This window comes from Carnobacterium divergens DSM 20623, assembly GCF_000744255.1.
Classification (GTDB): domain Bacteria; phylum Bacillota; class Bacilli; order Lactobacillales; family Carnobacteriaceae; genus Carnobacterium; species Carnobacterium divergens.
The window spans coordinates 1,453,836-1,475,889 of record NZ_JQLO01000001.1 but is presented as its reverse complement, the minus strand read 5'-3'; the positions used below and the strand labels follow the sequence as shown (position 1 = coordinate 1,475,889).

At 32.9% G+C, this 22,054-nt stretch carries 23 protein-coding genes; all 23 read left to right on the top strand.

The genetic code is table 11. The features are described from left to right. The first annotated feature begins 6 nt into the window (after positions 1-6). On the top strand, positions 7-363 hold the full coding sequence (locus BR52_RS07200) for a YxeA family protein (protein ID WP_034570850.1): 357 nt from the start codon (positions 7-9) through the stop codon (positions 361-363). 209 nt (positions 364-572) lie between these two features. Beyond that, positions 573-1,598 (top strand): YdcF family protein, encoded by a 1,026-nt coding sequence (locus tag BR52_RS07195; RefSeq protein WP_034570847.1) that lies wholly within the window; start codon positions 573-575, stop codon positions 1,596-1,598. 111 nt (positions 1,599-1,709) lie between these two features. Further along, complete coding sequence (locus BR52_RS07190) at positions 1,710-2,510, top strand: aldo/keto reductase (RefSeq protein ID WP_051915657.1); 801 nt, start codon at positions 1,710-1,712, stop codon at positions 2,508-2,510. Between the two features lie 93 nt (positions 2,511-2,603). Beyond that, positions 2,604-3,308 carry a DNA/RNA nuclease SfsA gene (gene sfsA / locus BR52_RS07185; RefSeq protein WP_034570844.1) on the top strand — a complete coding sequence of 235 codons (705 nt, stop codon included), beginning with the start codon at positions 2,604-2,606 and terminating at the stop codon, positions 3,306-3,308. A gap of 38 nt (positions 3,309-3,346) precedes the next feature. Beyond that, positions 3,347-4,348 carry a Gfo/Idh/MocA family protein gene (locus BR52_RS07180; protein WP_034570842.1) on the top strand — a complete coding sequence of 334 codons (1,002 nt, stop codon included), beginning with the start codon at positions 3,347-3,349 and terminating at the stop codon, positions 4,346-4,348. A 187-nt stretch (positions 4,349-4,535) separates the two neighbouring features. Further along, positions 4,536-5,807 (top strand): DEAD/DEAH box helicase, encoded by a 1,272-nt coding sequence (locus BR52_RS07175; protein ID WP_034570839.1) that lies wholly within the window; start codon positions 4,536-4,538, stop codon positions 5,805-5,807. A 65-nt stretch (positions 5,808-5,872) separates the two neighbouring features. Beyond that, positions 5,873-8,545, top strand: coding sequence for a sigma-54-dependent transcriptional regulator (locus tag BR52_RS07170; RefSeq protein ID WP_034570837.1), 2,673 nt, complete (start codon positions 5,873-5,875; stop codon positions 8,543-8,545). 253 nt (positions 8,546-8,798) lie between these two features. After that, positions 8,799-10,052, top strand: a complete 1,254-nt coding sequence (locus BR52_RS07165; RefSeq protein ID WP_034570834.1) for a PTS sugar transporter subunit IIC — start codon at positions 8,799-8,801, stop codon at positions 10,050-10,052. A 280-nt stretch (positions 10,053-10,332) separates the two neighbouring features. Continuing rightward, complete coding sequence (locus tag BR52_RS07160; RefSeq protein WP_034570831.1) at positions 10,333-10,650, top strand: PTS sugar transporter subunit IIB; 318 nt, start codon at positions 10,333-10,335, stop codon at positions 10,648-10,650. 35 nt (positions 10,651-10,685) lie between these two features. Continuing rightward, positions 10,686-11,015, top strand: coding sequence for a PTS lactose/cellobiose transporter subunit IIA (locus BR52_RS07155; RefSeq protein ID WP_034570829.1), 330 nt, complete (start codon positions 10,686-10,688; stop codon positions 11,013-11,015). A gap of 75 nt (positions 11,016-11,090) precedes the next feature. After that, positions 11,091-11,414: a PTS sugar transporter subunit IIB gene (locus BR52_RS07150; protein WP_034570825.1), complete on the top strand. Its 324-nt coding sequence runs from the start codon at positions 11,091-11,093 to the stop codon at positions 11,412-11,414. 153 nt (positions 11,415-11,567) lie between these two features. After that, positions 11,568-11,885 (top strand): PTS sugar transporter subunit IIB, encoded by a 318-nt coding sequence (locus tag BR52_RS07145; RefSeq protein WP_034570823.1) that lies wholly within the window; start codon positions 11,568-11,570, stop codon positions 11,883-11,885. 301 nt (positions 11,886-12,186) lie between these two features. After that, positions 12,187-13,584 (top strand): PTS sugar transporter subunit IIC, encoded by a 1,398-nt coding sequence (locus BR52_RS07140; protein WP_034570820.1) that lies wholly within the window; start codon positions 12,187-12,189, stop codon positions 13,582-13,584. A 194-nt stretch (positions 13,585-13,778) separates the two neighbouring features. After that, the gene (locus tag BR52_RS07135; RefSeq protein ID WP_034570817.1) at positions 13,779-14,000 is read left to right on the top strand and encodes a hypothetical protein; all 222 of its coding nucleotides are present in this window, start codon (positions 13,779-13,781) and stop codon (positions 13,998-14,000) included. Positions 14,001-14,013: 13 nt separating this feature from the next. After that, a complete protein-coding gene (locus BR52_RS07130) occupies positions 14,014-14,220 on the top strand; it encodes a DUF3188 domain-containing protein (RefSeq protein ID WP_034570815.1) in 207 nt (68 codons plus the stop codon). Continuing rightward, on the top strand, positions 14,199-14,612 hold the full coding sequence (locus BR52_RS07125) for a DUF3284 domain-containing protein (protein ID WP_034570812.1): 414 nt from the start codon (positions 14,199-14,201) through the stop codon (positions 14,610-14,612). Before BR52_RS07130 ends, BR52_RS07125 begins: the two co-directional genes overlap by 22 nt. Before the next feature lie 752 nt (positions 14,613-15,364). Continuing rightward, positions 15,365-15,844, top strand: a complete 480-nt coding sequence (locus BR52_RS07120; RefSeq protein ID WP_034570809.1) for a glutathione peroxidase — start codon at positions 15,365-15,367, stop codon at positions 15,842-15,844. A 111-nt stretch (positions 15,845-15,955) separates the two neighbouring features. Further along, a complete protein-coding gene (locus BR52_RS07115) occupies positions 15,956-17,416 on the top strand; it encodes an AcpB/EbpR/MafR family transcriptional regulator (RefSeq protein WP_034570807.1) in 1,461 nt (486 codons plus the stop codon). Positions 17,417-17,827: 411 nt separating this feature from the next. Then, complete coding sequence (locus BR52_RS07110) at positions 17,828-19,375, top strand: helix-turn-helix domain-containing protein (RefSeq protein WP_034570804.1); 1,548 nt, start codon at positions 17,828-17,830, stop codon at positions 19,373-19,375. Next, the gene (locus BR52_RS07105) at positions 19,359-19,574 is read left to right on the top strand and encodes a hypothetical protein (protein WP_034570799.1); all 216 of its coding nucleotides are present in this window, start codon (positions 19,359-19,361) and stop codon (positions 19,572-19,574) included. Before BR52_RS07110 ends, BR52_RS07105 begins: the two co-directional genes overlap by 17 nt. A 90-nt stretch (positions 19,575-19,664) precedes the next feature. After that, entirely contained in the window at positions 19,665-20,621 is a 957-nt protein-coding gene (locus BR52_RS07100; protein ID WP_034570796.1) for a WxL domain-containing protein, read from the top strand. Between the two features lie 26 nt (positions 20,622-20,647). Then, the gene (locus BR52_RS07095) at positions 20,648-21,304 is read left to right on the top strand and encodes a WxL domain-containing protein (protein ID WP_034570794.1); all 657 of its coding nucleotides are present in this window, start codon (positions 20,648-20,650) and stop codon (positions 21,302-21,304) included. A 33-nt stretch (positions 21,305-21,337) separates the two neighbouring features. Further along, positions 21,338-22,036 (top strand): WxL domain-containing protein, encoded by a 699-nt coding sequence (locus BR52_RS07090; protein WP_034570792.1) that lies wholly within the window; start codon positions 21,338-21,340, stop codon positions 22,034-22,036. Positions 22,037-22,054 lie beyond the last annotated feature (18 nt).

The following is a 22,054-nucleotide window of genomic DNA, read 5'->3' as shown; positions in this document are numbered from 1 at the left end:
ATTAAGATGAAAAAAGGAATTGCATTAATTATTTTAGTAGTAGCTGTTGCAGCAGGATTTTTTTATCAAAAAGAATATACTGGTAAAGAATATTACACACAAATCATAACTGACGGTCATAAATTTATTCAAAAGGATGATCAAGATCGAGAAAGCATTAACTATTCTTATAATCAAAAATTTTACAACGAAGATGGAGAATTACAAAAATTATCTTTTAATGGAGGATTCGATCGCCCATTAAAGAAAAATGCTTACTTGAAAGCTAAAGTTCACCCTAAAAAAGGTGTCCTTTCATGGGAAGAAGTTTCAAAAAGCGAAGTTCCTAAAAAAGCTTTAGAAGAAATTGAAAAAAATCAATAAACATTATTTTCTGATGTCTAATCATACTTGAATCTAATCTAAAAAAACCAAAAGAATTTTTGGTTTTTTTTATTTACTTTTTTTTAGCAAGTTAATTCAGAATCTTTAAAAGCAAATCAGATGCAAGTGGAAAATTAATCTATTATACTAAGTGTAGATTTAATAAACTATTAATAGAGAAATGCAAATTGTTATAGAGGAGATGAAGTATGGAGTTCGTTATTTTAGCAAGTTGTTTTATTATAATAGGTATGGTGGTTTTATTAAGAGAGCGTCGCAGTTTTTTTGGAGGAATGAGTGTAGCATTTGGAAGTATTTTTCTTACGCTAACTTTGTTGTCATTACTATTAGTTCAAATAGGTGAAGTGTCTAACAAAGGTTCATTTATTGTTCTAATGATTGTTTATTTACTATTTCCGGTATTATTTTTAGGTGTCAGTATTTTCTTTATTGTTAATACACATATTATGAATACTAAGGAAGGGCGTAGTGTAACTGCAAAACTTTCAGCGTTATTAGGATTGAATTTATTGATTGTTGTACCTGCTTTTTTTTATTTAATAACTATCGGATCAGGTGAAATACATTTAGTTCTTTTTTCAGCAATTTTATTTTTGATCTTAAGTGATCTGTTGATTTCTTTTTTCTTTATTTGTTATTTATTTTATTCTTGGATGTATCAAATGATTCCTATAAAAAAACAAATTGATTATATTATTGTTCTGGGTTCAGGAATAAAAAGTGAAGAAGTTCCCCCCTTACTAAAAAGTCGGTTGGATAAAGCCATTGAATATTACGTTAAAAATAGTTCTAGTAAAATAGTTGTGAGCGGTGGGCAAGGAGCAGATGAGCCAGTATCAGAAGCGTTTGCTATGAAGAAGTACTTACTATCTCAACAAATCCCAGAAGAAAAAATTTTGGTTGAAGATGCTTCAACGACAACCTATGAGAATATGAAATTTTCTAAAAAAATAATTTTCGAAGATTGGAAAAATGATAAAGAAAATCCAAAAATTCTCTTTTCAACTAATAATTATCATGTTTTAAGAGGTGCACTGTATGCTAGAAAAGCCCAATTAAAGGCAGAAGGAGTTGGAGCTCCAACGGCGCTCTATTTTTTACCAACAGCACTAATTCGTGAATATATTGCTCTATTGATGTTATACAAAAAATTTACTATTAGTATGATTTTTTTATGTCTGTTAATGGTAATCCTTAGCGCACTTCCTATTTAGCAGACACACTAAAATAGGTTTGACTAGGCTACTTTAGTATAAGGGTTATTCTTTGAATTCACTCTTTAAATTCGTTACACTTAACTTAATCTATAAAGGAGCGTGATACGAATGGTAGTAAGTTTATTAGACAGATTGCCTTTGAAAAACGGGTTAACGATTCCAGGTATAGGATTAGGAACATACGGTATGGACGACAACGAAGTAGAAGAAGTTGTTTTTACGGCAATTATGAATGGCTATCGCTTGATCGATACAGCGACGATGTACAATAATGAAGTCGGAGTTGGCCGAGGTATCAATCGAGCAATCAATGCAGGCATTTCAAGAGAAGAACTTTTTGTTGTGACGAAAATTTGGAAAAATGAAATGGGTTTTGATAATACAGTGAAAGCATTTGAAGCAAGCTTTAAACGACTTGAATTAGAATATATCGATCTATTATTGATTCACTGGCCAAATGAATCAGATGATGTTAATTTAGATACCTGGCAAGCGATGGAAACTTTAGTGGAAGCTGGACGAGTAAGAGCGCTAGGAGTAGCAAACTTTACCCGGGGTGATTTAACACCCTTATTAAAATCAGCTAAAATAAAACCGACGGTCAATCAATATGAAATTTACCCCGGTCATAGTCAAGAAGAGCTACATGAATTTTGTGAGAGTAAAAACATTGTCTCAATGGCTTACTCACCATTAAAAAGAGGCAAATTAACTACTGAAAATAAATTATTGAAAATTGCGAATAGACACAATAAAACAGTTTCACAGGTGGTATTACGATGGAATATTCAAAGAGACGTTATTCCTATCCCTAAAACAACCCATAAAGAACGATTAATTGAAAATGCAGCGATTTTTGATTTTGAATTATCAGATGAAGACATGGATATCCTTAATGAGATGGGTTAAAATAAAATCGAAAGGCTAAGAGAATTTCTTTTTAGCTTTTCGATTTTTTAGTATAGAAAAAAACAGACTAAATTAAAATAGATGAGGTGTTTTATGGTAGAGTATCGAGAGATTGTGAAAGGAACCTTTATCGAACGACCAAATCGTTTTATTGCTATCTGCCAAGTTGCAGGAAAAGAGATTGTAACACACGTTAAAAACACTGGACGATGCAAAGAATTGCTCATACCAGGAGTGACGGTATACCTAAATTATGTTCCCTCTAAAACGAGAAAAACAGATTATGACTTAATTTCGGTTTTAAAAGGAAATAGACTGATAAATATTGACAGTCAAGTTCCTAATGAAATAGTTGAGGAAAGCTTATTGACTGGAAAAATGCAGTTGCCAGGGGTTAAAGGAATCATTCAAACCTTAAAAAGAGAAGTTGTGTATCAAAATTCAAAATTTGATTTTTATTTTGAAACCGATAAATCTGAAAAAGGATTTATTGAAGTAAAAGGAATGACCCTAGAAAAAAATAACCAAGTGTCATTTCCAGATGCTCCAACTTTAAGAGGATTAAAACACGTTAATGAACTAATTCATGCCGTGAAAGTAGGATTCTATGGATGTGTTTGTTTTATTGTTCAAATGGAAGGAGTAGAATCTGCAACAATTAATCGAAAGATGCAGCCAGCGCTTCAAGAAGCAATGGAAAACGCATTAAAAACTGGTGTTAATACAATAGCTTATACTTGTCAGGTGACCCCTAAAACGATTACAATAAATAAGTCGATTCCTTTTAAACTAAATTGATTTAATAGGACGATGAAACTAATTGAGGACGTGAAGCAATGTTAAATTTAGGAATTATTGGAACAAACTGGATTACGAATCAATTTATTGATGCTGCCATTGAAACAAAAGAGTACCAGCTAGTGGCTGTTTATTCACGAAAAAAGGAACAAGCTGAAACTTTTGGAAAACCTTATGGAGCCACTATTTTTGAGACAAAATTAGAAGATTTTGCAAACCATCCAGGAATTGATGTTGTTTATATTGCTTCGCCAAATAGCCTACATTTTCAACAAGCGTTGACATTAATGAAAGCAAAAAAACATGTAATCGTTGAAAAGCCGATGTTTTCAAATCCAACAGAATGGCATGCTGCTAAACAAGTAGCCGAAGAAAACGATGTATTTCTCTTAGAAGCAGCAAGACATATCCACGAACAAAATTTTGCAATTGTAAAAGAAGAATTAACGAAAATAGATGATATCAAAGGGGCAACCTTTACTTATATGAAATACTCTTCTCGCTATGATCAAGTGCTAGAAGGACAAGAACCCAATATTTTTTCACCACACTTTTCAGGGGGTGCTTTATCTGATTTAGGTGTGTATGGTGTGTATGCTGCAATTGGTTGGTTTGGGATGCCGATAAGCTGTCATTATTTTGCACAAAAAATCGCAACGGAAGTTGACGGAATGGGAACCATGATTTTAAGATATCCAGGTTTCGATGTGACACTCTTAACAGGTAAAATGGTTGATTCGTACTTACCTTCAGAAATCTACACACTTAATCAAACCATTCTTATGGATGGAGTAAACGCCATTTCGTCAATTGAAGTTATTGACCGTAAAACAGCGACACGTCAAGAACTAGCAACACCCCCTCAAGAAAATCCAATGGTAGATGAAGCAAAAGCCTTTGCTAAAGTATTGAATCATCCAGAAGATAAAAAAAATCAAGAGCTTTATCAATCGTGGTTATTGCTAAGTCAACAAGTGAATGAAGTGCTGAAAAAACTTAGAGACGATGCAGGCATTGTTTTTGACGCAGATAAAATTTAAATAAGTAAACAAAAACCATTGGATGAAAAAATCTAATGGTTTTTTGATGATATAAATTTAAATTGCGGATAATAAAATAGAGTAATTTAAATAAAAAAGGAATTTATTAAAAATATCCAACAAAAGGACGTTTTTTTAAAGTATAATAGATAAGATGAACGATAGAGAAACGGGGAAATTACACACTATGGATAAACTAACAAACGAACTACAAGCATACTGGGAAAAATTAGCGTACAATCAACCTTCTGCAATTCAAGAAAAAGTATTTACGCCATTAATTGAAGGCAAAGACGTGATCGGCATTTCACCAACTGGAACAGGAAAAACAGTGGCTTACACACTCCCGCTTTTAGAAACAATCGTGCCAAAGGCTGGGTTACAAGTTGTTATTTTAACACCCTCACAAGAATTAGCTGTTCAAGTGGCAGCCGTTGTAAAAGAATGGGCGAAACAAGTAGACATTAAAGTTCAACCCTTAATTGGTGGAGCCAATATTAAACGTCAACTAGAAAAATTAAGAGACAAGCCTGAAATTATTGTAGGAACAGCAGGTCGAATTTTAGAAATTTCTGATTTAAAAAAATTAAAATTACACCAAGTGAAAACAGTCATTTTAGATGAAGCAGATCATTTACTTCAACAAGATCAGTTAGCAACTGTTAGAAAAGTAGTGGCTAACATGCCAAATGAACGACAAATGGGTTTTTTCTCAGCAACCAGTAATGAAATCATGACTGAGATGCCAAAATGGTTTAATAGCGATCCACTATGGATTGATGTAACGAATGAAGATGAGTCACATGGGACCGTTGTTCATGGCTATATTGAAACGCCAACAAGAAAACGTGTTGAAGTTATTAAACGATTAACACAACTCCCTGACTTCAGTGGTTTGGTATTTATCAATAACGTAGCCAATTTAGTAACTGTAGCTGAAAAATTAAGTTATGAAGGTGTTTCCGTTGCGGTCTTACATGGAGAAAAATATAAAACAGAACGTCAACACGCTTTGCAACAATTTAGAAATAAAAAAGTAAAACTTTTATTAACAACTGATGTGGCGTCAAGAGGATTAGACATTCACGGTTTGCCTTATGTGATTCAATATGATTTACCGATGACTAAAGAAAGCTATATTCATCGTTCAGGCAGAACGGCTAGAATGGGGGCTGACGGAACAGTTTTAACCTTGGTGAATGATCGAGAACGTCGTGAATTTAAAAAAATTGTCGAGCCTTTAGAGATTGAATTAACGCCATTATATCTATTTGGCGGAGAAATTGTTACTGAGCGTCCAGAACAAACAGAACAAGTTGAAGTAGAAAGTAAACCAGCTTCTCCAAAAGTAAAAAAAGAAAAGAAAAAAAATGCTCCTACTCCAGAAATTCCTAAAAAAAGAAAAAACAAAAAGAAAGATCAAAAAAACAAAGGGGCAAGAAGAAAAACAAAAGAATAAAGATAAAAAAGCCCATTTTATTTAAAAATAGAAGTTTGAACAAGTTTAGATTGGGGGAATACTAGTTGTCTAATCGAAAAAAAGATATTTTAAATTTTTTAGAAAATCGATCTGAACAATTTACAGCAGTTGAGATTGCAAAAGAATTGGATTTAGATCGTGCAAACGTAAGTAGATATTTAAATGATTTGTTTAAAGAAAAAGCCATTGAAAAAATAAACGGCAGACCAGTTTTGTATCAACGCCTTGATAAAAAGAAAGAACATGCGACAAATGATACTGAATCCTTTGCTCATCTTATTGGGAATAAAGAATCTCTTAAAGTAATGATTCAACAAGCAAAAGCGGCCATTTTATATCCCCCAAGAGGATTACACACTATTATTTTTGGTAAAACAGGAACAGGTAAATCCCTATTTGCTGAGTCGATGTACCACTTTGCAGTAGAGTCAGAAACATTAGCCGCAGACGCTCCTTTTATTTCTTTCAACTGCGCGGATTATGCTCAAAATCCTCAATTATTATTTGGTCATATTTTTGGTGTTAAAAAAGGTTCCTATACAGGGGCTGCCGAAGATCGCCCTGGGTTAATGAATAAAGCAAATGGAGGAATTCTTTTTTTAGATGAGATCCATCGTTTGCCTCCAGAAGGACAAGAAATGCTCTTTACTTTCATCGATAAAGGGATTTACCGTCCGCTAGGTGAAAGCAGTCAAGTCCATGAAGCAAGTGTTCAAATTATAGGAGCGACAACAGAAAATTCTGATACATTACTGTCAACGTTTAATCGCCGTATTCCAATGATGATTACATTACCTCCATTAGAAGAAAGATCAATTGATGAACGCTATGAATTAGTTGCTACTTTTTTACAAAAAGAATCAGATCGTCTTGGCCAAAAAATTGTCGTAGAAAGAGAAGTATTATTAGCTTTCATGTTATACCATGCAGAGGGCAATATTGGACAAGTCCAAAGAGATTTAAAATTAGTATGCGCGAAAGCATTTTTACACTACCGAACTCACCAAGAAGAATATTTACGTATTTCCCAAAAAGATTTGCCATTACAAGTTCAAAAAGGATTGCTTTTAGTCAAAGAAGCGCCTGAACGTATGGAACGATTAATTGATCATAAAACCAGTCAATTTAGCTATGTTCCAAGTGGTCAAGAAACAGATAAAGATATGGGTGTATACAGTATTATTGAGGAAAAAGTAGATGAAATTTTAGCAACAGGTTCAATTGATGACATCAATTTAGAAGAATTAATGGCAACAGATATGAACAAATATTTTAGAGATTATGTTGAAAAATTATCGATGAGTGAAGTTCATCAAGATTTGATCCCAGAAGATATTCGAAGTTTAACGGACCAACTCTATGACTTAGCCGAAGAACGACTAGATCGAAGCTACAATCCAAAAGCGCGTTTTGCATTTGCACTACATTTGCAAAGTTCGATTGAACGTATCAAAGAAAATCGTCAAATTGTTCATCCAGATTTAAACAATGTTCGAAAAAATTATTCAAAAGAATTCCAAGTAGCCATTGATTTATCTGGTATGATTGAAGAAAGTTTACAAATTGAAATCCCTTTTGATGAAATCGGTTTTATTACCATGTTTTTAACGATTGATATTAGCGACGCAGTAGTACCGCAAGAAGAACTCGTCTCTATTATGGTTCTAATGCATGGGCGATCAACAGCAACTAGTATGTTAGAGACTGTACAAGAATTGCTAGACACCAAAGTTGGAGTCGCTATTGATATGCCATTGACGATGGAAGTTCAAAAGATGTATGAGCGCGTTAAAACAACAATACTTGCAGATCGAGAGTCTTATAAACATGGGTTATTAGTATTGTCCGACATGGGTTCGCTAACTTCTTTTGGCAATATGCTTTCTGAAGAACTAGGCATTCGTACAAAATCCCTTTCTATGGTAAGTACCCCTATTGTGTTAGAAGCAGTAAGAATGGCATCTGTAGGAAGAACGTTGGAAGACATTTATCAAAATTGCCAACTTTCATTTGAAAATTATTCAAAACATCCTTTAACCAATGAAAAACCGCAAAAAAAAGCTGTATTAGTCACCTGTTTTACAGGGGAAGGTGTAGCAAAACATTTAAACGAGCGAATCAGCCCTGTAATTGATGAAAGCCGCACGAAAATTATTCAATTACAATTTTTACACAGGGAAGCATTCAAACAACATATTGATGATTTGATGGAAGAATATGAAATTAAAGCGATTGTTGGGACTGTTGAATTTGATTATCAAAACATTCCATATTTTTCAGCCTATGATATTTTTAATGATGAAAAATTAAATATTTTAAAACGAATTGTTGACGAAGAAATTCCTGTAGAACAAATGATTCAATCACTAGAAGGAACGATTCGTAATGTTGGTTCGGTTCATAAACTAGTGATGCTTTCTCAAAAAATTGTCCACCAACTTCAAACAGATATGCATATTATTGTTGAACCGGGTGTCGATACAGGAATTATGATTCACTTAGCCTTTTTAGTTGAACGCCTAAAAGTAGGGACGGTTATTCGTAATTTTCCTAATTTAGAAGAGTATAAAAAACAACATCGAATCGAAATGGATATTGTTAAAACAGCTTTAATGGCAATTGAAAAACAATATGGCGTTCTAATGGTAGAAGATGAAGTAGCCTATATTGTTCAAATGTTTATTGACAATAAAGTTCAATTAACAATTAATAAATAACGAGTTAAATAAATAAAAATACACAAAAATGAAAGTGTGTAAGGTACTGTAGCTATTGTGTATTAAATGAAAACCATGAAGAAAACTTGATTTTAAAGCTTTCTTCGTGTTTTTTTATTTTGGCACGATACTTGCATATAATAAACAATGTAAGGGGTTAAATTAAAAAAGTTAAAATAGAAAAATTTGTTTTAAGCAATTATTTATTGGCAATGATTTTAATTTAAACCTCAATTATAAGGAGGCAATAAAAATGGATGGATTTATTAATTTTATGGAGAAATACTTTATCCCACCTGCGTCAAAAATCGCAGCGCAACGTCACTTAGTGGCAATTAGGGATGCATTTATTGTAACAATGCCACTAATGATTTTAGGATCATTGGCAATTTTGATCAATAATTTACCAATTCCAATGTATCAAACATTTATGAACAATACTTTTGGTGAAGAACTTTGGAAGAGTTTCGGTGGAAATGTTTGGAACGGAACTTTTGGTATCTTATCAGTTTTAATCGCTTTCATGGTTGCCTACAACCTAACAAAGCATTATGGTAAAGATGGCGTAGCAGCCGGTGTTGTTTCTGTAGCATCTTTCTTTGCTCTTGGTGGAGCAACAGGAATGGCTTCAAACGGATTGTTTATCGCACTATTAGTTGGTTTGATTTCTGCTGAGATTTTTTCTCGTCTAGTTGGAAATGAAAAACTAATCGTAAAAATGCCAGAAGGCGTGCCACCAGCAGTAGCAAAATCATTTGCAGCGTTATTCCCAGCAATGATTACAATTAGTATCTTTGGTTTAATCACAACAATTTTCTTAGCATTCGGTGTTAAAGATTTAGTAGCGTCATTCTACGAGTTGGTTCAACAACCATTTATGGGATTGGCAAATTCATTGCCATCAGCAATGCTATTAGCATTTATTACACCATTCCTATGGTTCTTTGGATTACATGGCGCGAACATGGTAGAGCCATTAATGCAAACAATTAATTTACCAGCAATTGAAGCGAATCAAGCGGCAATCAAAGCTGGCGAAGTAGCACCCTATATTGTAAACAAACCATTCTTTGATTCATTTGTAAACTTAGGTGGAACAGGTGCAACATTAGGTTTAATTATTGCTATTTTCTTATTCGGACGTCGTAATAAAGCTTATAAAATCGTAACAAATTTAAGTACAGCACCAGGGATTTTTAATATTAATGAACCAATGATGTTCGGTTTGCCAATTGTGCTAAACCCATTAATGTTCATTCCATTTATTTTGACACCAGTTGTTTTAGTAACTGTTGCATACTTGGCAACTAGTTCTGGACTTGTACCAGCAGCAACGGTAATGCCACCATGGGTAACTCCTCCAATTATTGGCGGATTCTTAGCAACTCAAAGCGTTGCAGGTGGAGTATTAGCAGCAGTTAACTTATTAATTTCAGTTGTAATCTACGCACCATTTGTAAAAATTGCTGAAATTCAAGAATTAAAACGCGAAAAAGAAGTAGCTTAAATTTAAAGACATCCCACAATTTTAAGTGTGGGATGTTTCTTTATTGGTATTGACTATAATCAGTCTACTAAAATTAGCTTCAAGCGATAGTGTAAAGGGAAAAAGAAGCGTGCAATCAATAAAGTTGCTGTTTAAATGAAGTGTGTAAAAATTTAAGGTAGAGAGTGTAATTAAATGAATCCTAAAAACATTGGTATATCTGGATTTTGATGATTAAAAGTTGGCACGGAACTTGCATTATAATAAAGTGTAGACAATAAGAGAAACGGAGTGAATAACAATGGCAGATAAAACAATCATGTTAGTATGTTCAGCAGGAATGAGTACAAGTTTATTAGTAACAAAGATGGAAAAAGCAGCAGAAGCAAGAGGACTAGACGCAGAAATTTTTGCAGTATCCGCTTCAGAAGCTGATACAAATTTAGAATCAAAAAATATTGACGTGATGCTATTAGGCCCACAAGTACGCTTTATGAAAGCCCAATTTGAACCTAAATTAGCAGAAAAAGGAATTCCATTAGAAGTTATTAACATGCAAGATTACGGTATGATGAATGGCGAAAAAGTATTAGATCAAGCGTTAAGCTTAATGAAATAAAAATACACAATTAGTAGATAGAGGAGCGTTTAATTATGGCAGATCAAGAAAATTTAGAAACAATCATGGGATTAATTATTAACGGAGGAAATGCTAAGAGTGATGCAATGGAAGCCATTCATGCAGCAAAAAAAGGTGATTTTGAGTTGGCAGATCAAAAATTAATTGATTCAGACAAAGCATTGGTAGAAGCTCATCATTCACAAACTAGTATGCTTACACAAGAAGCAAAAGGCGATCATGTAGCAGTAACATTGTTAACCGTACACAGTCAAGATCATTTAATGAATGCAATCACATTCCGTGACTTAGCAGCTGAGATGGTTGATTTATATAAAAAAATGGCTGGCGTACCAATCGCTTAAGCACAAGCCACTAAAGTAAAGATAGGAGATATTCTCCTATCTTTTTTTAAGAAAGTAAATAGGAGGTACAACCAATTGGAAAAGAAAAAGATTATGGTAGTATGTTCAGCAGGAATGAGTACCAGTCTCTTAGTTTCAAATATGGAAAAAGCAGCAAAAAGTAAGCAGTTGCCTTTTGAAATATTTGCTCTTTCAGGTTCAGATGTGAATACCTATTTAGAAGAAAAAGAAATTGATGTCATGTTACTAGGTCCACAAGTACGTTTTATGAAAAAACAGTTTGCGCCTTTGCTAGAACCAAAAGGAATTCCTGTTGAAGTAATTTCAATGAAGGATTATGGCTTGATGGACGGAGAAAGTGTGTTGGCTTGGGCAGATAAATTAATGGAGAATCAATGAAATAACTTATCTGTGTAAACATTCCTCAAAGTGTGTAGAATAAAAAAGATATTGGAAACGTTATAATGATAGCGTTTTCAATATCTTTTTTATTGGCACGAAACTTGCATTATAATAAAGTGTAAACAATAAAAAGAAACGGAGTGAATGACAATGGCAGATAAAACAATCATGTTAGTATGTTCAGCAGGAATGAGTACAAGTTTATTAGTAACAAAGATGGAAAAAGCAGCAGAAGCAAGAGGACTAGACGCAGAAATTTTTGCAGTATCCGCTTCAGAAGCTGATACAAATTTAGAATCAAAAAATATTGACGTGATGCTATTAGGCCCACAAGTACGCTTTATGAAAGCCCAATTTGAACCTAAGGTAGCTGAAAAAGGCATTCCATTAGAAGTTATTAACATGCAAGATTATGGCATGATGAATGGCGAAAAAGTATTAGATCAAGCAATGAACTTAATGAAATAGTCATGACGATTTAGTAAAGGAGTGGATGTGATAACTGAATGAACAAAATTTAGAAATAATCATGGGATTGATCATCAATAGGGGAAATGCTAAAAGTGCTGTAAACGATGAGCCAAGATCATTTAATGAATACTATCCTATTTCGTGATTTAGCGAGATAAATGGTCATTGTTTACAAAAGGATGATGAGTATTTCTGTTAACCAGCAAGAAAAAACTTACTAGATTTGGATATTATCAAAATAAATGAGAACGCTTTTATTTATTTTATAACTATTAATTAAATTTTGGGAGGAATAAAAATGAATGGTTTGATGAATTGGCTCGAAAAATATGTGGTTCCAGTTGCAACAAAAGTAGGATCACAGAAGCACTTGGTTGCTCTACGTGATGCTTTTATTGGTACAATGCCAGCAACTATGGCAGGATCGATTGCAGTACTGTTAAATGCCTTCTTACGTGATTTTCCTACTGAATGGGGATGGACAGGTTTTGTTAAAGCAATGAATCCAATCATTGGAGTTAATGGATTTGTTTGGACAGGAACTTTAGCAGTTGTAGCAGTTATTTTCTCAATGACATTAGGTTATAATTTAGCTAAAGCTTATAAAGTAGATGCTTTATCAGGTGCAGTGGTTTCACTAGCAGCATTTGTAATGGGATTAGCACAAGCAGCAACCGTTGATTTCCCACTAAAAGCTGTTTTATCTAAAAGCGCTGTAACAATGATTACAGATGCAGGTGGACAAGTAGCAACAGCAGATGGGGTTTCAGTTATTTCATCAACAGGTGGTAGTTATTTTAATATTGGCGCACACTTAGGTGGCACTGGACTATTTACAGCAATGTTATTCGGATTTATTTCAGTTATTATTTTCTCTAAATTAATGTTAGCAAATATTACAATCAAAATGCCAGAACAAGTTCCACCAGCAGTATCAAAAGCTTTTGCTGCAATTATCCCAGCAACAGTTGCTTTATATGTTTCAGGTATTATCAATTTCGTATTTACAAAAGTAACAGGAATGGCTATTATTGATTGGATTTCTGCAGAAATCCAAGCGCCGCTATTAGCGCTATCACAAGGCTTTAGCGTTGTACTACTAATTACTTTCTTAGTTCAATTGTTATGGTTCTTTGGAATTCATGGACCTAACGTATTAGCACCAGTTCTAGAATCTATTTGGGGAACTGCAGGGCTTGAAAATGTAAACGCTGCACAAAAAGGTTTGCCACTTCCTTATGAGTGGGTACGCGGATCATTTGATGCTTATGTTTGGATGGGTGGTTCAGGTGGTACGATTGTCTTGATTATTGCCATCTTACTATTCTCAAAACGCGCAGATCAATTAACTGTTGCTAAGTTATCATTAGCGCCAGGAATTTTCAACATCAATGAACCAGCAATGTTTGGTTTGCCAATTGTATTGAACGCTATTTACTTTATTCCATTCTTATTAGCACCATGTGTGATGGTAACAATTGCTTACTTTGCAACAACACTTGGTTTAGTAAGTCCAATCAAAGTTCAAGTGCTATGGGTTATGCCTCCGTTCTTAAATTCATTCCTTGCAACTGGCGGGGACTGGCGTGCACCAATTTTAACCTTAATTAATTCAGTTGTTGCTTTTGCAATCTGGACACCATTTGTATTAGCAGCAAATAAAATTGATCCAAATGCAGGTGAAGTAGACGCATAAAAATAACGGTTTGCTTCGATGGATCAGTCATCAAAGCAAACCGTTTTATTATTAGTGTGTAAATTTAAAAGGTATGTGTAATTGTTTAGACTAATTAAATCGTTTTAAAATAAGGTTTTCAGAGCTAACTACTTGGCATGAAACTTGCATTATAGTATAGTAAGGAACCTAATCAAGAGAAAAGAGGGAACCCGATGATCGTATTAAATGCACCAGTTCAACAAGATAAAATAATTGAAACGTTAACAACGTATAATGAAGAAGGATTAACTTTTGAGTTTATTGAAAAAAAAGGAATGAAATTGTATTTCAACACAAATGCAACTGATCTTGAAGCCACTGCAAAAAAAGTAAAAGAAATTATTAAGGAGACTCCTTATGGTGCAGTGTTATATTTTCAAGTAACCGCAGAATGAAAGGATGAGTCATATGCTTAAGAATGGATTGTTTGTAATGAGTATCGGATTGCTGATTATGATGATGAGTGCTGTTGGAAATGGAATGATTATCAACTATTCTGTGTTAATCACAGGAGGATTCATTTTAGCAGTGGGCTATCTTATTTATCGAAAAGGCAAAGCTCAAGGGATTAAAAAAAGTGGAGGGGAAAATAAATGGAAATTACAAAAGAATTAAATGTATCCGCTCAATATTTTTACGACCGAGTGATGGAATCTGTGTTGTACGATATTCGTGTACACACAAAGAAAGCCTTAAGAAGAAATCAATTAGCAGGTTTTACTTATAAAAAACAATTCAATAAAACATCTACTGGTAAAATTGTGATTACTGAAATGGTAGATAACGAAGCGTATGCATTCACAACGGAAACAGTGAAAAATAAATTTGAAGTAGCCTACAAAATTGAAGCGTTGGATGCTAATCGTTGCCGTATTCATTATGAAGAAAAAATGGAGTCTTTTGGAACGATTCAAAATTTAAATGACCAACTACTAGGTATTATTTTAGGTTACTTTAGAAAACGAAATATGAAAAAGATGCTAACTTCGATTGAAGTTACAAATTAAAAACAGCTGTTCACAATTTGTGGACAGCTGTTTTATTTTACTGATTTAACCTTTCCTTTAGTTTTTATTAACAGAATGTTCATAGCTCTTCGGTAAGATAGATATAGAAAGGTAAGAATGTTCTTAAAGATGAGAGGAATGATTGGATGATTCATTTATTATTTTTTCTTATTTATTATCAAAAGCAACCCATTATTGAAATTAACGAGTATAACGAAATGACAGTCGTGTGGGAGAAAATAAAACCACAAGCATCTACTAAATAAATTATAAAAGCAAGCAACACTTTTCTCACCAAATAAAAGCGTTGCTTGTTTTTATTTGGTCTACTTTAATGTTTCTTTAAATTACGAATTCCTGCTATGAATGAACAAGAGAGTGCAATCAAAAAGAAGAAAGTGAAAAAATTCAATTTATTTAAATTTTGAAGATGAAGTGTCATTGCTAGAACCTTGATTCTAGGTTACAAAAAATAGCATGATTAAGGTTACAATAAGTTCTTGCAAAAAGATAGACAATTCATGATAATAGAAAAGGACTAAATATAGAAGGTACTCAATATATGCTTATTAGGTAGAGAGAAATATTAAAAGTATACCTAAGTCTCCCCTTAATCATACCTGATTGAACATTGTATAAAAAAATGCTAAAAAATAAGACTAAATCAGAGGGGAAAAAGTAGTTTTAGGATATACTATGAATAGTCAATAGAATGAAAATTAACTTTTGTTATTTGAGGAAGGGGAACTAAAATGACTATTTATGATTATACAGCAACACTAGAAAATGGCGAAACCTACTCAATGGAAAAATATCGAGGTAAGGTACTCGTGATCGTAAATACAGCAACTAAGTGTGGGCTAGCACCTCAATTTGAAGATTTAGAAACAATCTATGAGGCATACAGTGAAAAAGGATTAGAGGTCTTAGGATTCCCATCTAACCAGTTTAAACAAGAACTAGGTACGAGCAAAGAAGCGGGAGAGGCATGTCGTTTGACTTATGGAGTGAGCTTTCCTATGCATGAGATTTCCAAAGTAAACGGTGAAAATGCGAACCCAATTTTTTCTTATTTAGTTGAGAATACTTCAGGTGTTTTAGGAAGTAAAATTAAATGGAATTTCACGAAATTTTTAATTGATCAAGAAGGAACTATTGTAAAAAGATATGCACCGACGGATAGCCCTAAAAATATGATGAAAGATATTGAATTTTTGTTAGCTAAAAATTAATTATCTATGCAGACAGGTGTGTCGAAATGAAATCTTAACTAAACTTTTTACAGCCCTAAAGAAGAGCGCGTTTAAATAAAAGTTAAGGTGAAAAAAGATAGTTGATTAGATATGAGAAGAATATTGTCTCCTCAGGACAGTCGTATTTTAAATTTAGTTGAATTTTTGTACGATAAAGACGAGCTGCTTATGGGGGATCTTTGTAATAACCTTAAGGTCTCTTCTAAAACGTTAAAAAGAGATATCGAGCATGCGAGGTTAATTCTATTTCCGATTGACATTAAGGTTAATGGAAATAAAGGCGTAAAAATTGTAATCCCTTCTAACTATTCTATTATGTATATATACTCTGCTTTGCTTTCAGCAAGCCTTGAATTCAGTTTACTTGAAAAAATTTTTTTGTGTGAAACCTATACAATAGAAAAGTTGTCAGAAGAGTTATTTCTGAGCGCTTCATCTTTGAGAAGAATGGTGAGCAGAATTAATGTCGTATTACGGGAAGAAGGTATGGAAATAAATTTAAACCCGTTGCAAATTATAGGGGATGAATGGAGAATTTATACTGTTTTTACCTATTATGTGTTAGAGCGATATTATTTTAATAAAACTATTTTCACAGAAGCGCAGATAGCTGCAGTTAAGGAGCTAATCGATTTAGCATTAAAACAATATTATGTTAAATTAGAATATCAAGGCAGAGAACAAATAGAGATGTTTATGTTGGTACAATTAATTCGACGGAAAAACAATCATTTTGTCATTGATGAGCCAAATCTTAAACGGAAAAATATTTTTTCTGATGTTGACACTTCGTCAATCAAAAAACAATTAAATAATGCATTTAATACAGATATTAGTGATCAAGATTTAATTCAATTATTTTCTTTATTTTTAGATGGGAAATGGTCTTTTAGTTACAATAAATTAGTAGAACATGCAAAAATAAATAATCAGCTTAAACAAACCAAAGAAAAATTTGAAGAATTGATTGATAGTATAGCTTTTAAGTATAAAATTGAACAGACCAATAGAGAAGTATTAGTAACTCTTCTTTGTAATAGTCGGATGATTGAATATGGAAAACATCATATTTTATACGATCTTTCATTGGATATTGTCAATCATTTCAACCATGACTATTTTAAAGGAATTGAGTTTATCCGATTAAAATTAAAAGAGATTTTTCAAGATGAAGTTTTGGAAGACTATAAATTAAACGACTATATACGCATATTGATCATCTATTGGGACGAATTTGTCATCGTACTTGAGAGGGAAGTAGTGCCATTAAAAATAAGGTTTATTTACAGTACAGAAGAGAAATTTATAAAACGTATTCAAAATGAAATCACCTACAGATTTAAAAAACGTTTTGATGTTAAAAGAATTAATTATACCCTCGTGGATATAGAAAACATCAAAAATCAATGTGATTTGGTTCTTACGAATATACCTGGACTTGTTATCCCAAATGTGGAAGTCCTTTGTTTTCTGACATATCCAAGAGAAAAGGACTGGTCCAAACTAGAAACGTTTTATTCTACTTTCTATTTTACCAATCAAGATACATGATTTTTTATTATTTATTAAGTTGGTTTTAATTTAAATTAATGAGAGTTAGGCATGCTAATCGAAGTAAATAAATAATTGAATAAGGTTATTAATTAGAATACATTTCAAAAACTCCATGTTAGTTAGGAGTTTTTGAGATGTATTTTTATTACTGATTAGACTAAACTAACAGTTGTTGGAGGTGATAGCATTTTTATATTTTTGGAAAAAAATGAAAAAATAACAACCGTAAAGTGGCTTTTTTCGTTTTTTTGTTTGAACGAATGCGAAAAAAAGATTAAATTTGGTGAAAAACTTTGAAACAGTAGGAATAAACAAGCTTTTTTTTAAAGGAATTATTTGAAAAGAAAACAAGAAAAACTGTGCTAATCTTAGAGTGTAGATTAAATAAAAGAAAAGAGTAGATAGAATATGTTAGAGTTTTTAGATTTAGAGTATATCAAAATGGTTAAAATAGTAGATTTCATTAATAAATCTGTTAAACCTGTATCCCTAGATGAAATAGCTAAACATATAAAAATTGTGAAAAAGACTGCGTATACGCTTTTAGTCCTTATGGAAAGTGAACTAAAAGATTTTGATATTGAAATTAAAATGAACAACGATAAAGAATATTACTTGGAAAATACATGCGAGAATAAAAAACAAAGGAATGATGTTAATTTAGATGCTTTTGTATTAGCTTGTGGAAAAAAATCAATCGTCTTTAGTATGGTAGAAGAGTTGTATCATAAAGGGCATATCCATGTTGCTAACTTTTGTGAAAGTAAATATATTAGCCCTGCAACTTTTTCTAGAGCTAAAAAACAACTAATGAGAATTCTTGAAAAAAGTAATTTAACATTAGCCACCCATTTAAAAGGAGGCATTGTTGGAGATGAGTATTACATTAGACTGTTTTATTTCCAGTTTTTTACTTCTTTTTATAATTCTATTGAATGGCCTTTCCAGCAGAATCAAAAAATAGAGGTAGAGCGTTTTTATCAAGAAAAAATTAAAAGTATGACGAATGAGTTGAATTTTATGCAAAAGCATAAGTTGTATTATTTGATTTTGATCATTAAGAAAAGATTAATTCAAAATAATATCCTTCTAGAAAATACATACCTTTTTAATGAGCTCAAAGGTTATAACGAAATTTATAAAATATATGAAGAGTATCTAAATAATCAAAGTATCTTCAGTAAGAAACACGTTGCTTACGAAACCAATTTTTTCATGTATATGATTTATGCGGAGCGGATTACTTCAATAAAGAAGGACGCTTTGGGGAGTTTTATGTTGTTTTCATATGACAATAATAAATGTTTAAGAATTAATCAAATATGGGTAGAAGAATTCAAACGTATTTTTAATCAACAAATTTCATTAAATGATGAACTTCAAATCTATCAAGACCTATACATTTTAAATCAACGTTATGACTTATCATTAAATAGAAGCTCTGTATTTTCTAAATATGAGAATAATCTGAATCCAATTATCTTAAATCAAAAGATATACCAACAAACAACACGGTTCTATCACAAATTATTAGAAAATAAAGAATTTTCAGATTTTATAAAAAGTCAAGGGTTGGAAATATGCGAAAAGATTGTGATTGAAAAATATTATTACTACATTTACACATATTTATTCAATCAAAAAGAAATTAAGCCAATTAAAATTTTTATGTCAGATACATTTGATTTATTAAGTGAACAATTAATTAAAAAAAAACTTCTTTTACTATTTGGAGGAAATATTGAGATACAGAGCCAATTAAACAGTCAAACTAATTTGATTCTTACAAATAGTTCAATGGAACAAAATTGTAGTGAAGAATTCATGATTTATTCACATAAGGATCTATCTAGTTTGAAAAAAATTGTCTATATTATTCAAGAAAAAATTTACGCTCAAATTAATGATTGTGAAGGAAATGAAATGGGGGAGAGTTACGTTGAGAATAGAGGATAAATGGGAGGATGGAATATTATATTCTGTTGAATTTCAAGTATCTTTAAAAGGGACATTAAAAATAATTAGAAAGAATATCGTTCTTCCTGAAGAGTTAGATTTTTTTGAGTTAGAAAAACTAGTTAAAAAAAGTTTTAATTTAGTTACGAAAGTATTATCAGTTGAATATTATGATGAAGTCTTATTATTAAAAAAATAGTTGATTTAAACGAATGAATTAAAATTTTAATTGGGTTTTAGGTAATTCCATATTAAAAACCTAAGGCAATCATTATTGGGGGGTGAAAAAATGAAGGTACTAAAGCGCGTTCTATTAGCAGGACTTAGTTTGTTTTTTCTTTTAACTTTCTCATCAACAAGTATGGCGAATACAACTATTAGTCAAGCGGGTATTTATTTTACTGAGAGAGAAGAATACGGGGGCAGGACTCTTCAAAAAAACAAAGAGTTACCTAATACGCAAGTTGATAGAGCAAGCTTAACATTGCCACAAACGGGGGAGCCTAAAGAATTTAAAATACTTACAGTAGGATGGATTCTGTTAGTGGTAGTAGCAATAATAAAAAGAGGAGGAATAAAAATGAAATTGAAAATGATGGCAGTAATAGGGTTAGTTGGAAGTGGTATGTTGATAGGAACAAGCACAGTCAGTGCAGCGGAAACACAAGATGAAGTTAAAGGAAGCGTAGACGGAAAAGGTGGTACATCACATGGTTATATCAATTTGACCCCAGGTGACGATGACACAGTCACTGAACCAGAAGAACCAACAATTCCATCAGGTGGAACTGGAAATAAAGGGGGTTTGACACTAGATAACATTGCTCCGCTATTATTTTCTACCCATAAATTAGAGGGAAAACAACAAGTTTACACGTCTGTTGTAGAAAATTCGAATGTTCAAGTGAGTGATAAGCGTGGAGAAGAAGCAGGGTGGCATGTGCAAGTATCACAAACACCATTTGTCGATAAGCTTGATAGCACTAAAGTATTAAAAGGAACAAAACTTATTTTACCAGCTGGCGTAGTGAAATCTTCTGGGAATATCTCTGTTGCTCCAACGACAAGTTCGGTTGAAGTTAATGCTGATTTAGCAACTTTTATGAGTGCTACTGCAGGATCAGGTGCTGGAACGTGGAGAACCGTTTTTGATAAAGATGAAGTGAAATTAACAGTTGCTGCCGGAAATAAAAAAGGTGAATATATGTCTACTGTTACATGGGCATTAATGGATGCACCACAATAAAATGGATGATTAAAGGGGAGAAAAAAATGAAAATAAGTAAGTATTCTATCATAGGTTTAGGTCTTTTAATGAGTGTTGTATTTTTGGGGAGTAGTCAATCAGTTGTGGCCGCAGAAGTAAGTAAAGGGACTTCAAAGGCAAATTTTGAATTACAAGCAGGAGATGCAACGGTTCCTGAGATACTGGATCCAGAAATTCAACCGCCAACGTTGAACCCAGGACCATTAAGTTTAGATGCCGTTTCTAGTTTTAATTTTCCAACAAAAAAATTAGGAGCAGAAGCACAAGCACCACTTGAAGCAACACCCGTTGAAGGTACGAAATTAGGATTACAAGTAACGGATTCACGTGGACAAGATTTAGGGTGGAATCTCAAAGTAAGTGCAACCAATTTTGAAACAGAAGATAAAAAATTGACATTAAAAGGTGCTGTGACGACGATTCCAGCAGGTAAATTAACAACAGAAGAAGGTGTGGATCCAAGTTTAACACCAACAGCTTTCAAAGTGAATCTATCACCAACACCAACGAAAATTATGAGTGCAACAACGACACAAGGTCGTTCAAGATGGAGCAATGCCTTCGAAGGAAACGGTGAAAAAGTAACCTTAGCAGTACCTTCAGGAAATAAAGTGGCAAGCTATGTTTCAACCATTACATGGTCATTAGAAGATGCACCATAAATAAAAAGAATTAAAAAGGATGGTAGAGAAAAAATGAAAAAAAGTTCATATATTATTACAATTGTAGCCTTAGCTTCATTTGCTTTTGGAGGAGCAAAAGTACAGGCAGCCGTATCAAGCACACATACATCAGAGAATGAAATTAATTTCATTGCGGGTGAAGGCGTGGTAACACCTCCTGTTGATCCAACAAACCCAGATAATCCAAATGTCCCAAAACCACTAGATCCAACAGATCCAGAAAATCAAGGTACAGGACAAACTGGACCGTTATCAATCGACTATGTATCTAATATAAAATTTGGACAACACAAAATTACAGGTAAAGATATTGCTTATAAAGCGTTGAATGCAAATCCATTTGTCCAAGTAACCGATTTACGAGGAGCTGGAGAAGGGTGGCATTTATCTGCTAAAATGACTGAATTTAAAAATGGCAATAAAGTTTTAAAAGGCGCAAGTCTAGCTTTCAAAAACGGTGTTGTAAAAGCTGGAAGCTCAAGCAATATTTCGCTTGCACCGACTCATTCAGAAATGTTATTTACTAATGCTGACAGTAGACCAGTCATGAATGCGAAAGATAAAAGCGGTCGTGGGACTTGGCTAACGACTTGGTCAGGAACAGATCAAGCGAATGAAGCGGTTCAATTAAATGTGATTGCTGGAACACCAGAAGCCAATACAGAATACACGTCGTCCATTACGTGGGAATTAGAAGACGCACCAAAATAACCAACTAAATTTAAAATT